Raw genomic sequence first — 14,643 nt, 5'->3', positions numbered from 1 at the left:
CTGTGGGGAGAGGGTTAGGGTGAGGGGGCAACACTTGTGCCCCGGACTCCCCCTCATCCGGCTTCCGCTGCGCGTCAGCCACCTTCTCCCCCCGGAAGTTAAGAATTGGGGGGCGAAGGGAGAGGGTTAGTGAGTGACATCGTAGTAATATTTATGTGCTTCGTTTGTTTTAAGCACTCTGTCGGCAATACCCCATACACACATGCGTAAGTCAGACGGTGTGAATGGTTTCTCTTGCCGCCTAAGGTGTTCTGCATAACTTAGGAACTCAAAATAACATGCGTGCCAAAGCGTATTGTTTCCACGAGGAAGCGCTTCGATGCTTATGTCAGTGTGGGTTCGTTTGAAAAACACCGCCTCCGAAAAGATTGGCGAGTAATTTTTCAAGATGTTGACGTCACTGATTTCACGATAGGCCTGCTCCAGAGTTTTGGGATCGGTGGCCTTTATCCGGATCATTTTTGAGGAAATGGTCACGGTAAGTGCGTCCCCGCTCATGAGATCAACTCGACATCGACATGGTGCCGTGCCTTGATCATGTCATAACGCGCGGGCCTGGCGGGCGGCGGCATGTCGATCATCCGCTGCACCGACAGGCGCGCCCTGTCGATGATCGCTGCGTCCACCGTCACCTCATGCGTCAGGGTCAGGAGCGACGCATAGATGCCTTCCAGCGTGATGCGTTTCATGTGCGGGCACAGGTTACACGGGCGCAGGAACTCGACGTCCGGACCGGCATCGGCGGTGACGTTGTCGGCCATCGAGCATTCGGTGATCAGCACCACCTGTTTTGGCTTATGCTGCGTCACATAGTCGGCCATCGCCGTCGTAGATCCTGTGAAATCGCAGGCCGCGATGACGTCCGGAGGGCATTCGGGGTGACCCAGCACCACCGCGCCGGGATTGGCGGCCTTGACGTCCAGAATATCCTGCGCGTTGAAGCGTTCGTGCACTTCGCACGAGCCCTTATAGGCGATGATGCCGATATTGGTCTGCCGCGCCACGTTGCGGGCCAGAAACTCGTCCGGCACCAGAATGACGCGGTCGACGCCCCATTCCTTCGCGGCCCATTCGACCACCTGCACGGCATTGGCAGACGTACAGCAGATGTCGGTTTCGGCCTTCACGTCGGCCGTGGTATTGACATAGGTGACGACCGGCAGGCCGGGATAGCGCTGCTTGATCAGGCGCAGCTGCTCACCCGTCAGGCTCGATGCCAGCGAACAGCCCGCGCGCAGGTCGGGGATCAGGACGGTCTTTTCCGGCGCCAGAATCTTCGAGGTCTCGGCCATGAAGTGCACGCCGCCCTGAACGATGATCTTCGCATCGGAGTTCGCCGCTTCGCGAGCGAGGCCCAGGCTATCGCCGACATAGTCGCCGACCCCGTGGAAAATCTCGGGCGTCATATAGTTATGCGCCAGCACGACCGCGTTCAGCTCACGCTTCTTGCGATTGATCGCAGCGATCAGCGGGGCCTGAAGCTGCCATTCGATCGGCGAAATCTTGCCCTTTAGACGCGCATAGATGTCGGCGGTTTCGGCCTCGACCTCGGCGGTGAAGCTGAGCGCGCCAAGCGCTTCATCCACGATCGGGTTTTTGCTGTGCAGCATGTCTTCGTCTCCTGTGCGGTCGTTCGTCTCTGCGCTCGACCCTTATGCTCAAATTCAGCATAAGTGGCATTAAAATACGCCTTTGACCGCTTAATGCAAGAGGACGGCGATAAAAAAGTGATCACCTATTGTGTCGGACACGGAGGATCGGTGAGGGGCGTGGCGGTATATTCCCACCATCCCCCGCGACAAAATGTCGTGAAAGCGGGAATTATCATTGAAAGTTTATGGGCCTCTGCTCATATCAGCAGGGCTCTATTTCAAAAGGATTTCATTATGGCGAAAGCGTCTGAAAATTTGGCCGATACCCCGGTCTGTCTCGAACTGTCGAAGGTTCTGGCCGACAGCTATAATCTCTATCTCAAGACGCACGGCTATCACTGGAACGTGCGCGGGCCGCAGTTCAATAGCCTGCACACCATGTTCATGACGCAATATACCGAGATGTGGACTGCGCTCGACGAAATCGCTGAACGTATCCGCGCTTTGGGCGAACTGGCCCCCATGTCGGGCTCGGCCTTCGGCAACCTGTCCTCGATCAAGGAAGGCGATGCGACCAACTCGGCCAATGCCATGCTGAAAGAACTGGCCGACGGGCACAAGACCCTGATCGCCACGCTGAAAAACGCGCTCAAGGTCGCCGACGATGCCGGTGACGATCCGACGGTCGACCTCCTGACCACGCGCCTTGCGGCACACGAAAAATTCCTTTGGATGATCTCGGCGACGCTGGAAGATTAAGAGATTAAGAGATTAAGAGATTAAGAGCCCGCCTTAACCGGCGGGTTTTTTGTTGCCTTAATTTTGATCACGGTTTCGTGATATTGGTGGGCGATACCTTGAGGGAGGGGAAAATGAAGCTTTCTTATCGTCGCACGGGCAAGGCGCTGCTTATCGCTTTCGGCCTGTTTTTTGTGGCGGTCGTTCTGACGTCGCGCCCGGGTGATCTGGGACTTTATCCGCCATCGAATGGCGATGTGACCCTTTATGTTATCAATAACGGTTTCCATACGGACATCGTCTTACCCAGCGAAGTAGTGCAGGCGCATGGCGGGCTTCTGGCCGAAGCCGGGCGGGCCGCCGGTGATAAGGCATGGGTCGTCTATGGTTGGGGCGATGCGGGGTTTTATACAGCCAAAGGTTTTTCGGTGGCGCGCGCGTTCGACGGTCTGCGGGCCCTGTTCAAACCGGGCAATCCGTCGGTTGTGCGCGTATTCGGCGTCGGACGACGCCCGGATGAGGCCTTCGATGCCGAAGTCGTGCCGGTCATAATCTCGCAAGCCGGTTTCGAAGCTTTGGCGCAGCGCATGGAAGCCTCCTTTGCGCAAGACAAGGGCGCACCCGTTCGAGCGAAGATTGCCACCACGGATACCTTCTTCGACAGCACGGAGCATTTTTCGATCCTGCGCCTGTGCAATCACTGGACGGCGGACCAACTCGACGCAGCGGGTCTGCCGACGACGCCGATGATCGATGGTCTGGCGCCCCTGTTCATGCTCGATCTGAAATGGCGGGCCGGGGTTGAAGCCACAGCCAAAATCCCGCACAAGACCCAATGATCTTCATCACGCCCAAAATCTCGATCGACGACGCCGAGCTGAGCGAAAGCTTCGTCCGGTCGTCGGGGGCGGGCGGGCAGAATGTCAACAAGGTCTCGACCGCCGTCGAACTGCGCTTTTCGATCTGGGAAAACCAGACCATTCCCTATGACGTCAAGGAACGCCTGATCAAACTCGGCGGTCGCCGCGTGACGCAGGACGGGGTTCTGGTCCTCTTCGTGCAGACCCACCGCACACAGGACATGAACCGCAAAGAAGCGCGCGAACGCTTTGTCGAATTGCTGCAAAAGGCAGCGGCACCGCCACCGCCACCGCGCATCAAAACCAAACCGACCCAAGGGGCGGTGCGCCGTCGTCTGGTCGCCAAATCGATCCGGGCGACGGTGAAATCCAATCGTCAGAAGGTCAGCGACGATGACGAATGAGATCCGCCGCGCCACCGCCGCCGATGCTACGGCCATTCTGGCGCTGTATCATGAGGTCGCCCGTGTCAGCGGGGGACTGGCGCGCACCGAGTCGGAGATCACGCCGGACTATATTGACGGTAATCTCAGCGCCGCCCTGTCGCGCGGTCTGTGCCTTGTGGCCGTGCAGGACGGTGTTTGTGTAGGGGAAATCCACGCCTGTGCGCCGGTTCCGCGTCAGTTCGCGCACGTTCTGAGCGACCTGACCCTGGCCATTGCCCCTGCCGCTCAGGGACAAGGATTGGGGCATCGGCTGTTTTCGGCGTTTTTGACGGAGGTCCGGACGAACCTGCCGCATATCAGGCGCGTGGAACTGCTCTGTCGCGAAGGTAACCAGCGGGGAATTGCACTCTATGAGCGCCTGGGATTCAGTCTCGAAGGCCGGTTGCGCGGCCGCGTCCGACTGGCTGACGGCACGGTCGAGGACGACCTCTGTTTCGGCCTCAGGCTTTGACCAGCCGTCGGCGCACCCAGAACCAGCCCGCCGTATAGAGCGCGATGACCAGGCACAGGGCGGCGAAACGCAGGTCGGTGCTGAACACTTCGTCCAGAACCCGCGCGCCGACGCCGATGGCGCTCGACAGGGCGCACAGGGCCCATACCCGTAAGGCCAGACGGAAATGGCTGGGGTCGCGATGGATCAGCCATTGCTGATACAGATGGTCCTTGTGGGCGGTGAAGAGGTCTTTCTTGCGCTGGCTACGCCAGATCAGGGTCAGGATGACGTCGACCAGAAAGGGTGCCAGCAGGAACCCGCCCAGCCACACCGAGGCGATTTCGTGAGTGTTGAGTACCAGCACGCTGCCGGTGACCAGCGCCCCGCCGAACAGCGACCCGGCATCGCCCTGAAACACCTTGTTGAGCGGCAGGTTGAACGGCAGTAAGCCGCTGAACGCGCCCGCCGCCGTGAGGCAGACCAGCAGGACGCCGCTCATCAGCAGACCGGAATAGGTCTGCGGCCCCAGCACGACGATAAAGGCGGCGAAGATCAGCAGGCAGACGATCTGCGTGCCGATGGCCAGACCGTTGGCTCCGTCCATGAAATTGATGGCGTTCATGCCGACCACCAGCCACAGGGCCGAGCCGATGATCCCGACGGGCAAGGGGAGGGCCAGCGACAGGCCGGGGCCGAACACCAGCTCCCGCGCCGGAAACAGCCAGGCAAAACCGAGGCAGAGCAGAACCTGAAACAGCAGACGGCCTTTGGCGGGCAGGTCCATCACATCGTCGATGGCACCGGACAATCCGGCGAGGCTGGCGAAGGCGAACAGCAGCGCGCCGGAATGGACGCTGTCGGATTTACCGGGGATACAGAGCCAGACGACAAGGCCAAGGCTCAGGCCTGCGGCGGCCATGACCGCCAGCCCGCCGCTGGTCGGGGTCGGGGCCTTGTGTGCGCCGCGGTCGCGCGGGATGTCGACGGGGCCGCCACGGATGGCCAGTTGCGTGAATCCGGCGGCGAGCAGCGCGGACAGAACGAACGCGGCCAGCAGGATCAGGGGCGGTACGATCCACACTTCGATCATGGGCGCACCTCAAAACCCCTCGCCCCTACGGGGAGAGGGTGACCTGAAAGGCCGGGGGAGGGGGCAAGGGTGCGGAAATAAAAGGTCGGAGTTCTAAGACTCCCCCTCACCCCAACCCTCTCCCCGCAGGGGAGAGGGGGAAGGGGGGGCAATCTTACTTCAGCGAGGCGCAGAAGCGCTGGATGCGCTCGCAGGCTTCGGTCAGCACGGCTTCCGAGGTCGCGTAGGAGATGCGGAAGAACGGCGACAGGCCGAACGCCGCACCATGCACCACGGCGACGGTTTCGGTTTGCAGCAGTTCCGAGGCGAAGTCCTCGTCCGTCTGGATGACCTTGCCCGACGGCGCGGTCTTGCCGATCAGGCCTTCGATCGACGGATAGACGTAGAAGGCGCCTTCCGGCACGGGGCAGTAGATGCCTTCGGCGGCGTTCAGACCGGCGACGACGAGGTCACGGCGCTTCTGGAAGACGGCGGCGCGTTGCGGGATGAAGTCCTGCGGTCCGTTGAGCGCTTCGACAGCGGCCCACTGCGCGATCGAGCAGGGGTTCGAGGTCGATTGCGAGATGATCTTCGACATCGCCTTGATCAGCGGCTCGGGGCCCGCGGCGTAACCGATGCGCCAGCCGGTCATCGAATAGGCCTTCGACACGCCGTTCATCGTCAGGGTGCGGTCGTAAAGCTCCGGCACGACCTGGGCGATGGTGGTGTAGTGGAAGTTATCGAAGGTCAGGTGCTCGTACATGTCGTCGGTCAGGATCCACACGTGCGGATACTTTTTGAGCACTTCACCCAGGGCCTTCAGTTCGGCTTCGGTATAGGCGGCACCCGACGGGTTCGACGGCGAGTTGAGGATCAGCCACTTGGTCTTGGGCGTGATGGCGGCTTCGAGCGTTTCCGGCTTCAGCTTGAAACCGTCGGCCATCTCGCCGACCGCGAAGACGGGCGTCCCGCCGGCCAGCAGGACCATGTCCGGATAGGACACCCAGTAAGGGGCCGGGATGATCACTTCGTCGCCGACGTTCACCGAGGCCATCATGGCGTTATAGATGACCGGCTTGCCGCCCGGCGAGACCGAAACCTGCGTCGTCTTGTAGGTCAGGCCGTTTTCGCGCTTGAACTTCTCGACGATGGCGGCCTTCAGTTCGGGGATGCCGTCGACGTCGGTATAGCGCGTTTCGCCGCGCTTGATCGCCTTGATGGCGGCATCGCAGATATTTTCCGGCGTATCGAAGTCCGGCTCACCGGCGCCCAGCGAAATGACCTTCTTGCCCTGACGGGCCAGTTCACGCGCCTTGGCGGTGACGGCGAGGGTAGGGGACGGCTTGACGCGCTTGAGGGTATCGGATTCGAGGAAGGTCATGATCTTCGCTTCTTGGCTGCTGGAAGTATGAACGGAAAGTGCCCTCTCTTTTGCGCGCGCGGAGAGGTTTGTCCAGCCTTGATGAGCCGCTTTTGCGACATTTTCTCCGGGTGTGTTCCCTGAGGTAGGCTTTGGTGGCGGGAAATGGTTGCAACGGTATCCAAAGGGCGGCGGCCGGGGGCCGTGCCTGAGTCAATTAAGGCATAAAAGTGCAAAATCGATCATGATCGATCGTGCAATGGGCTGCGCCATATTTTCGCGCAAGAAAAGGGATTGCGCGTCCTATATAATTTCGCAAATTCAGACGCATATAATAATTTATTTCAAAATTGAAATGAAATATGGCAATTCTATTTCCATGTAGAAATAAGTAATAAAGTTGCTTTTTATTTCAAAAATGAAGCATTAATTCAGCAATTAAACAATTATTGTCTGTGTTATTTTCATCACTTTTCCATTTAGATTGCAGCATTTGTTATATTATTGTCGAATTTGGTCGAAGTGTAGCTTGACCATTTCAAAATCGATCAATAATGATCACGGTTATCCGACAAGGTGTGTCAGCCTGAGGCCCGCATAAAAACAAGGGTCCTGGCCGGGGAGTGAGTTAACCAGCGATTCTGAACAGGACGACCGTATTGCTCGCCGTTTTTGGCGTACCGGTCGTGTGCCTTTCGTGACCTGCATTCGCGGGGCCGGGAGCGTGCGCCCTGTCGTTTCCTGTCGCGCCCTTCCTGCCGCCTTGTGGACCGTAGTGCTTAGAGGCACGCCGCACAGGCGGTGTATGAGAGGGAATATAAATGCACACATTACCCAGAGGCGCTTTTGCCCGGTATCTGATGAGTGGCACGGGGCTGGCCCTGGTTGCCATTCTGAGCGCGTCGGGCGTAGCCCAGGCGCAAACCGCAACGCCGGCCCAAACCGCAACGTCGGCCAAGGGCGACGAGGTCACGGACGTGGTCGTCGTGGGCGTCCGCAAGTCCGAACAGTCGGCCATTCAGCGTAAGAAGAAGGCCGCGACGACCCAGGATTCGATCGTCGCCGACGACGTGGCGCAGTTCCCGGACAAGAACGTCGGCGAAGCCATTTCGCGCATCGCCGGTGTGGCGCTGGATCGTGCAGAAGACGGCGCGACCGGTGGCATCAGCATCCGCGGCATGGGCGCCGATCTGGTGCGCATCGAAGTCAACGGTATGTCGACGCTCGGTGCAGCGTCGGCGGACGGGCGTTCGGCCAACCTGACCGACCTGTCGTCCGACCTGATCAAAAGCGTCGACGTGGTCAAGGGCCAGACGGCGGACATGACCTCGGGCGGCATCGGCGGTACGGTGCGCATCGAACAGCGCAACGGCCTCGATTTCAAAAAGCCCTATGTACAGTTCAATCTGCAATACCAGCAGATGAGTCTGATCGACGGCTGGACGCCGCGCGCGACCATCGTCGCCTCGCGCAAGTTCCTCGATGGCCGTCTGGGGGTTCTGGTCAACTACAGCTACGACAAGACGGTCTATGGCGGCGATATCGCCCGCACGTCCAACAACCAGCAGGGCTATATCCAGACCGCAGACCTCGACGGTTCGGCGGAAAAGACCTACACCATCCCGGCGTCGTGGGACGCCGCCGCAGCCGCCGTTACCACCAAGGCGGGCTGCGCCGCGCTGTCGAACAGCACGTCGAACGGCGGCACCAACAGCCGCGCCAACTGTTACAACCAGTGGAACGACTATGTGCCTTCGCTGCCGCGCTATAGCCGCTGGCTGCGCTACGACACGCGTCAGTCGCTGCAGATCCGTCTCGACTATAAGGTCAACGACGCCCTGACTGTGTTCCTGAACTATAATCCGAACAAGATCGAACGTCGCCTGAACGATAACAATTTCAGTCTGACGGCGCCGGTGACCACGCTCGTCTCGACCGGTGTCGTGCAAACGACCATGACCAACATGACGTTCAGCGACAATCACTTCCTGATGTCGGCGGATATCGCCAATGCCGGTCTGACGACGCAGAACCGCGATTTCGCGGCGGAAACCGGCACGACCTATCTGCAAACCGGCTTTGACTACAAGAAGGACGGCTGGTTGATCACGGGCCGCTTCGGGCGTTCCTCGGCCGATTATCAGTCGGAATCGAACGTCATCTCCTATTCGGTGTCGGGCATTTCCTCGATCTCGTGGAAGGTCGATCCCACCAACGGCCTGTGGACCTACACCCTGCCGTCATCGGTCGATACCAGCAATCCGGCACTCTATATGCCCAGCGCGGTCGCTCCGGCGGGCGTCGGCACGGCGCGTAACCCCTATTCCTCCAATGTGCGGATCGACTACACGCCCTATATGTCGGAAACGACCGAAGACGTGGCGCAAATCGACGTCACCAAGAATTTCGAGTCGCTTGGGCCGCTGAAAAGCATCAAGTTCGGCGTTCAGGCGCGTAAATACCAGAACACGGCCTGGAGCGGTGTCGGCGCGGAACTGGGCAATGGCGTCACCCTGCCGACCGCCATCCTTCAGGACAATTTCCGCACCTGCTACACCGCCTATGCCACGACGACCGTGCCCTGCGTTTACGGGACGACGGCCGGTACAGGCACCAGCTCGCTGCGTAACGTCTATACGCTGACGCCGGATCAGTATCTGTCGCTGGTCACCAACACCCTGATCGACCTGCCGGGCAAGGACTTCATGTCGGGCTATTCGAACCGCGGCTCATTGCCGACGACCTGGACCTCGATCGACGTCAACAAGGCCTTCAGCATGATGAAGGACTGGTTCGGGCTGAACAATTACAACATGAACTGCCTCAAGGTCTGCACGGCCTCGGACGGCAAGGTTTATGAACAGCCCTATTATTCGGGTCAGGAATCGGCTCAGACCGCCTATCTGATGGGGAACTTCGAGCAACGCCTGCTGGGCATGGATGTGACCGGCAACCTCGGGGTTCGTTATAACAAGTGGAACGTCACCGGCACGACCTATGTCATCTTCCGCGATGCGGTGCCGGCGGCGACGTCGACAGCGGGGGTTTACACCTATACCTACACCCTTAGGTCGACGGAAAAGCGTTCGGCGGATCGCAGCACCGAAGACGTCCTGCCCAGCTTCAACCTGGCCGTCTGGCCGATCGAAGACAAGCTGGCCGTCCGCTATTCGCTGGCCAAGGTCGCGGCCCGCCCCAGCATGACGCAGGTCACGGGTGGCGCGGTCATTACCTGTAACGAAATCGCCGCGCAGTACGAACAACTGACCGACGCCAATGGTGAGGATATCGATTCGACCTGTTCCGGCCGCCTCGGCAATCCGGACCTGCAGGGTTACAAGGCGCGCACGACCAACCTGTCGCTGGAATGGTACCCGAACAAGGACACCCAGCTGAGCTTCGGGGTGTTCCGCATCAATACCAGCGTCGGCGCGCCGATCGCCGTCACCTATTACAACATGGAATATAACGGTAAGAAGTACGATATTCCGACCTATGCCGACGGTCCGGGCAGCATTACCGAAGGGTACGAAGTCGCCGCCCGCACGGCCTTCACCTACCTGCCGTGGAAGCTGCGCTACACTGGTGGTGGTTTCAACCTGGGCACCTCGGAAGTCGCCGGCAGCGCCGTGGACAAGGACCCGGTGACGGGCCGTGACCTGCCGCTGCTGTCGCAGTCGAAATACTACTACAACGTCAACCTGTGGTACGACGATGGTCGCCTCAATGCCCGTATCGCCTGGCAGGCGCGCGCCGAATACCGTACCGGCTTCAGCGGTGTGCGTAACGCGGCGGGCCTGACGCCTCTGACGGGAACGTCGGGTGCCTCGGTCAGCACCACCTTCTATCCCGGTGCGCCGATCTTCCGTCGTGAAACCGGATATCTGGATGCCCGCGTCGCCTATAAGGTCAACCGCACGATCGAGCTGTTCTGGGAAGGCAAGAACCTGACCCGCGAAGTCATCAGCCGCGACAACTCGGACTACCTGCTCTTCAACGAGTCGGGTTCGATCCCCATCACCTACGATACCGCCGACAACGGCAGCCGCTTCTATATCGGCTTCCGCGCCAAGTTCGAATAGGTGTTCCTGTCGCGCATTTGAGTCCAAAACCTGTTACCCACGTTTTGGACGCGCTCGATCTCCTTAGCAAGAGAACCACCTTGCCGCCGCCCCCTCCTCCGGGGCGGCGGTTTTTTATCCGTGGGCAGAGCCCCATACAGGGAGACGGGTGACAGAGCTATGGCCCGGTGTTAAGACACAGGTGTCATAGAGGGGGAATATATTATGACGTTTCGTTCCATCATCATGTTGGCTGTCTGCCTTGGTCTCTCCGGACCGGTGCTGGCGCAGCCTAAACCGGTGTCGAAGGCGGCGCGGGCGGAAGAGATCAGGCAGGAATTAAGGTTCCTCAAGGACGAGCTGGATATGGCCTCGGCCACGATGGAAAAGGCGGCGGCCAATAAGGATATGACTCTGCTCTGCCGCACGGCGCGGCGACAGGTCGTCACGATGCAGAATGCCTATGCGCTGCTGGTCGAGTCCAGGACCGTCGTGCCCGATATCTACGCCGGTGCCGGAGGCGAAAGAGGACTGAGTCAGGTTAAGGCTAAAATCCAGGAGACGGAAAATATAGTCAAACAGCACTGTGCCGGCATCGGCTGAGCGGCTTTACAAAACGGTAACACGTCTTGTCTTGATTTCACGGCGCGTGAGGCGCACAAACCGCTTTCATGACCGACGCACCCGAACCCCTGCCTGAAGCTCAGAAGCCGCCCCCCAAAGCCCCGCTCTGGCGGCGTGGCTACGACTTCCTCGTCGAGATGGATTCGAAGACGGTGCGCGCCATCTGGGTGACGCTGGCCCTGTTCGCCATGATCGGTGTCGTCTTCCTGATCGGCAAGACCGATTTCGGCCACGAGGTCACCCACGAATTCGAAGCCTGGATGGCCGAGTACCGCGACTCGCCGTGGGGCGTCTTCATCGTCATCGCTGTCTTTACCCTGTCGGCCTTCATCGGCGCGCCGCAGTTCGTGCTGATCGCCGCCTGCGTCGTGGCCTTCGGGCCGTGGTGGGGCTTCGTCTATTCGTGGGTGGCGACGGTGGTATCGGGGGCGGTGACCTTCTATGTCGGCCGGCTGGTAGGGGCGGAGACCTTCGCCAGGATCGGCGGCGGTCACATGCAGCGCCTGTCGGACTATATCGGACGAAACGCTTTTTCGGCCTCGTTCATCGTGCGTAACGTGCCGTCGGCGCCGTTCATCATCGTCAATATGGCGTTCGGCGTATCGAATGCGCCGTTCGTCGGTTTCATGCTAGGCATGGCGCTGGGCTCGATCCCCAAGACGGCGCTGGTGGCCATTTTCGGCACCTTCTTCACCCGCCTGACTGAAGGCGGCGACTGGAAAGGGACGCTGCTGATCGCGGTGATCGGGCTCCTGTGGCTGGCGCTGGTCGTCGCGGCGCGGCATCTGATCGCCAAGTGGCAGGAACGCCGCGGTTAACCTTTTAAGTCATTTGCGGACAAGGTTTTGCCGCAATTGCGATTGTTTCGCAAAGGGTGCGCTCTTTTCGATGACATTTTGTGTGATCATGCGCTGTCACGCGGGGTAATTTCAAAGCGAATCAAAGGCTTGTCTTTTTCCCCAAGGGGTTGAATCCAAGTTTTTCATTGAGGGCCTTGAAATTGACTCCAGATACGGGCAAGGGAGGTTTTTCCGTACAGTCCGGGCTTGGATATGAGGGCGTTGCCTGTACGAATACCCGTATGCCGGAGGTTCCGGCGCCCCCCAGACAGACTTTCTCAAGCGGTAGTGCTCAATGTTAAAGCCCTTTTTCGGCAGCTTCTCCAACGACATCGCGATCGACCTCGGCACGGCCAATACGCTGGTCTATCAGAAAGGGCGCGGGATCGTGCTCAATGAGCCGTCGGTGGTGGCGCTGCGTAACGTCGGCGGCCGCAAGGTCGTCCACGCCGTGGGCATAGAGGCCAAGCAGATGCTGGGCCGGACGCCGGGCCACATGGAAGCCATCCGTCCGATGCGCGACGGGGTCATCGCCGACTTCGAAGTCGCCGAGGAAATGATCAAGTACTTCATCCGCAAGGTCCATAACCGCAAGGGTTTTGTGAACCCCAAGGTCATCGTCTGCGTGCCGTCGGGCGCCACCGCCGTCGAGCGCCGCGCCATCAACGACTCGTGCCTGAACGCCGGGGCGCGCCGCGTCGGCCTGCTGCCCGAGCCCATGGCCGCCGCCATCGGTGCGGGCCTGCCGATCCATGAGCCGACCGGTTCGATGGTCGTCGACATCGGCGGCGGCACCACCGAAGTGGCCGTCCTGTCGCTGTCGGGCGTCGTCTATGCCAAGTCGGTCCGCGTCGGCGGCGACAAGATGGACGAGGCGATCACCAACTTCATGCGCCGCAACCACAACCTGCTGATCGGTGAAACGACCGCCGAACGCATCAAGAAGGACATCGGCACCGCCCGCGTGCCGCACGACGGCGAAGGTCTGGCCATCGAGGTCAAGGGCCGCGACCTGATGCAGGGCGTGCCGCGCGAAGTCCGCATCTCGGAACGTCAGGCCGCCGAGGCCCTGGCTGAACCGGTCGCCCAGATCATCGAGGCCGTCAAGGTCGCGCTGGAAGCCACCCCGCCGGAACTGGCCGCCGACATCGCCGACAAGGGCATCATGCTCACCGGCGGTGGCGCGCTGCTGCGCGGCCTCGACTCGGAAATCCGCGACCAGACCGGCCTGCCGGTGACCATCGCTGAAGACCCGCTGTCGTGCGTCGCCATCGGCTGCGGCAAGGTGCTTGAGCATCCGCGCTGGATGAAGGGCATCCTCGACTCGACGATGTTCTGAGCCGTGACCGGCTCGGGCTATGTTCTAATAAGAACATCGGCGCCGTCATTCAATTGACGAAAATCTCCTTGATATTGGGGCTGTGAAGCCCTCAATATCAAGTTTGTAAGTAAAGAGTCTGGGTGGGCTCTTGAGGAAACCGGCGTGTCATACGGGGATAATCAGCCATTCGAGAATCTCAAGCTCCCGCTGACGTGGGGGGTGATGATCATCGTTGCCGGGGTCTGCGTCGTCGGGGCCCTGATGTTCCTCGGCGACAAGCGCGGCGGGCTGGATGCGGCGTCCTACGGCAATCGCGGTGGTTTCGACGGCGTGGCGGCCAAGAGCAATAACCTGCTCTCGACGCCGGCGCACGTGGTCGGAGACGGGGCCAACTGGCTCGACGATTATTTCTTCGCTGCCGATGAAAACCGCATCCTGAAAAAGAAGGTCGCGGAGCTGGAAAAATACCGCGACTCCTACATTCAGGCTAGGGAGCTCAACCGCCGCTACGAGGTGCTGCTCAACCTGCGCACCGAACCGGCGGTCGATACGGTGACGGCGCGTTCGGTCTCAGTGTCGCGTGGCCCGTTCAACAATAACCGCCTGATCGATGCGGGCGCGTCCAAGAAGATCAAGTTCGGCAATCCGGTGATCAACGAGCATGGCCTTGTCGGCCGCGTCGTCGGCGTCAGCCCGGACGTCAGCCGCGTCCTGATGGTCACCGATGTGGTCAGCCGTATCCCGGTCATGGTCGCCCGTTCTGACGCCCGCGCCATGATGGTCGGCGACGGCGGTGGTTTCCCGCGCCTTGAGTTCGTGCGCGGCGGCAAGGACGTGCTGAAAAAAGGCGATCAGATCCTGACATCGGGTGACGGCGGCATCTTCCCGCGCGGCCTGCCGGTGGGCGAGGCCAGGCGCGGCGTCGACGGCGTCTGGCGCGTCGATCTCTATACCAACCGCGCCCCCATCGACATGGTCAAGGTGCTGAAGTTCGAGGACTTCTCGCAATTGCCGCGCGCCGACGAGGTGCTGCGCACGCCGCTGGTGACCGACGTCCTGCCGCCCCCGCCGCCGGTAAACATTACCGGCATCGGGTCGAGCGCCTCGGCGTCCAGCGCGGCACCCGGGTTTACGCCGGTCAATAATGGCGCGTCCTCGTCCTCCGCCGCGTCATCGCAGCAGACCCCCGTCACGCGCCCCAAACCGCGCCCGGTGAATAACGCCGCGTCGTCGTCCTCCGCGAGCAATCCGCCCCCGCCCGCTGAGACTTCGGCCAGCGCCTCCAGCGGAGGCTAAAGCC

At 60.5% G+C, this 14,643-nt stretch carries 13 protein-coding genes; 9 read left to right on the top strand and 4 right to left on the bottom strand.

Annotation, left to right across the window (positions count from 1 at the left end; genetic code table 11):
- Positions 1 to 126 precede the first annotated feature (126 nt).
- Positions 127 to 498: a hypothetical protein gene (locus PQU92_RS12100; RefSeq protein ID WP_272748477.1), complete on the bottom strand. Its 372-nt coding sequence runs from the start codon at positions 496 to 498 to the stop codon at positions 127 to 129.
- A complete protein-coding gene (gene nadA, locus PQU92_RS12095) occupies positions 495 to 1,610 on the bottom strand; it encodes a quinolinate synthase NadA (RefSeq protein ID WP_272748476.1) in 1,116 nt (371 codons plus the stop codon). The genes PQU92_RS12100 and nadA overlap by 4 nt, the downstream gene beginning before the upstream one ends.
- Positions 1,611 to 1,886: 276 nt before the next feature.
- On the opposite strand from nadA, the gene PQU92_RS12090 reads away from it, so the two are divergent.
- From PQU92_RS12090 to PQU92_RS12075, 4 genes are all read left to right on the top strand, one after another.
- On the top strand, positions 1,887 to 2,351 hold the full coding sequence (locus PQU92_RS12090; protein WP_272748475.1) for a Dps family protein: 465 nt from the start codon (positions 1,887 to 1,889) through the stop codon (positions 2,349 to 2,351).
- A 113-nt stretch (positions 2,352 to 2,464) separates the two neighbouring features.
- On the top strand, positions 2,465 to 3,169 hold the full coding sequence (locus PQU92_RS12085; RefSeq protein WP_272748474.1) for a DUF2459 domain-containing protein: 705 nt from the start codon (positions 2,465 to 2,467) through the stop codon (positions 3,167 to 3,169).
- Positions 3,166 to 3,594: an alternative ribosome rescue aminoacyl-tRNA hydrolase ArfB gene (gene arfB / locus PQU92_RS12080; protein ID WP_272748473.1), complete on the top strand. Its 429-nt coding sequence runs from the start codon at positions 3,166 to 3,168 to the stop codon at positions 3,592 to 3,594. The genes PQU92_RS12085 and arfB overlap by 4 nt, the downstream gene beginning before the upstream one ends.
- Positions 3,584 to 4,087 carry a GNAT family N-acetyltransferase gene (locus PQU92_RS12075; RefSeq protein WP_272748472.1) on the top strand — a complete coding sequence of 168 codons (504 nt, stop codon included), beginning with the start codon at positions 3,584 to 3,586 and terminating at the stop codon, positions 4,085 to 4,087. Before arfB ends, PQU92_RS12075 begins: the two co-directional genes overlap by 11 nt.
- Here the strand turns inward: PQU92_RS12075 and PQU92_RS12070 are convergent.
- Together PQU92_RS12070 and PQU92_RS12065 are read right to left on the bottom strand one after the other, a co-directional pair.
- Positions 4,077 to 5,159, bottom strand: coding sequence for a glycosyltransferase family 4 protein (locus tag PQU92_RS12070; protein ID WP_272748471.1), 1,083 nt, complete (start codon positions 5,157 to 5,159; stop codon positions 4,077 to 4,079). The two genes, PQU92_RS12075 and PQU92_RS12070, sit on opposite strands and share 11 nt — an antisense overlap.
- A 154-nt stretch (positions 5,160 to 5,313) precedes the next feature.
- Positions 5,314 to 6,519, bottom strand: a complete 1,206-nt coding sequence (locus PQU92_RS12065; RefSeq protein WP_023461452.1) for a pyridoxal phosphate-dependent aminotransferase — start codon at positions 6,517 to 6,519, stop codon at positions 5,314 to 5,316.
- 800 nt (positions 6,520 to 7,319) lie between these two features.
- On the opposite strand from PQU92_RS12065, the gene PQU92_RS12060 reads away from it, so the two are divergent.
- The 5 genes from PQU92_RS12060 (at position 7,320) to mreC (ending at position 14,639) form a co-directional block, all read left to right on the top strand.
- Positions 7,320 to 10,580 carry a TonB-dependent receptor gene (locus PQU92_RS12060; protein ID WP_272748470.1) on the top strand — a complete coding sequence of 1,087 codons (3,261 nt, stop codon included), beginning with the start codon at positions 7,320 to 7,322 and terminating at the stop codon, positions 10,578 to 10,580.
- 204 nt (positions 10,581 to 10,784) lie between these two features.
- A complete protein-coding gene (locus PQU92_RS12055) occupies positions 10,785 to 11,162 on the top strand; it encodes a hypothetical protein (protein ID WP_272748469.1) in 378 nt (125 codons plus the stop codon).
- A gap of 68 nt (positions 11,163 to 11,230) precedes the next feature.
- Positions 11,231 to 12,001 carry a TVP38/TMEM64 family protein gene (locus PQU92_RS12050; RefSeq protein ID WP_272748468.1) on the top strand — a complete coding sequence of 257 codons (771 nt, stop codon included), beginning with the start codon at positions 11,231 to 11,233 and terminating at the stop codon, positions 11,999 to 12,001.
- Between the two features lie 316 nt (positions 12,002 to 12,317).
- Positions 12,318 to 13,361, top strand: coding sequence for a rod shape-determining protein (locus tag PQU92_RS12045; RefSeq protein WP_023461448.1), 1,044 nt, complete (start codon positions 12,318 to 12,320; stop codon positions 13,359 to 13,361).
- Positions 13,362 to 13,505: 144 nt separating this feature from the next.
- Entirely contained in the window at positions 13,506 to 14,639 is a 1,134-nt protein-coding gene (gene mreC / locus PQU92_RS12040) for a rod shape-determining protein MreC (protein WP_272748467.1), read from the top strand.
- Positions 14,640 to 14,643: the final 4 nt, after the last annotated feature.

The organism is Asticcacaulis aquaticus (assembly GCF_028550415.1).
Lineage (GTDB): Bacteria > Pseudomonadota > Alphaproteobacteria > Caulobacterales > Caulobacteraceae > Asticcacaulis > Asticcacaulis aquaticus.
This window is presented reverse-complemented; position numbering and strand designations above follow the sequence as displayed.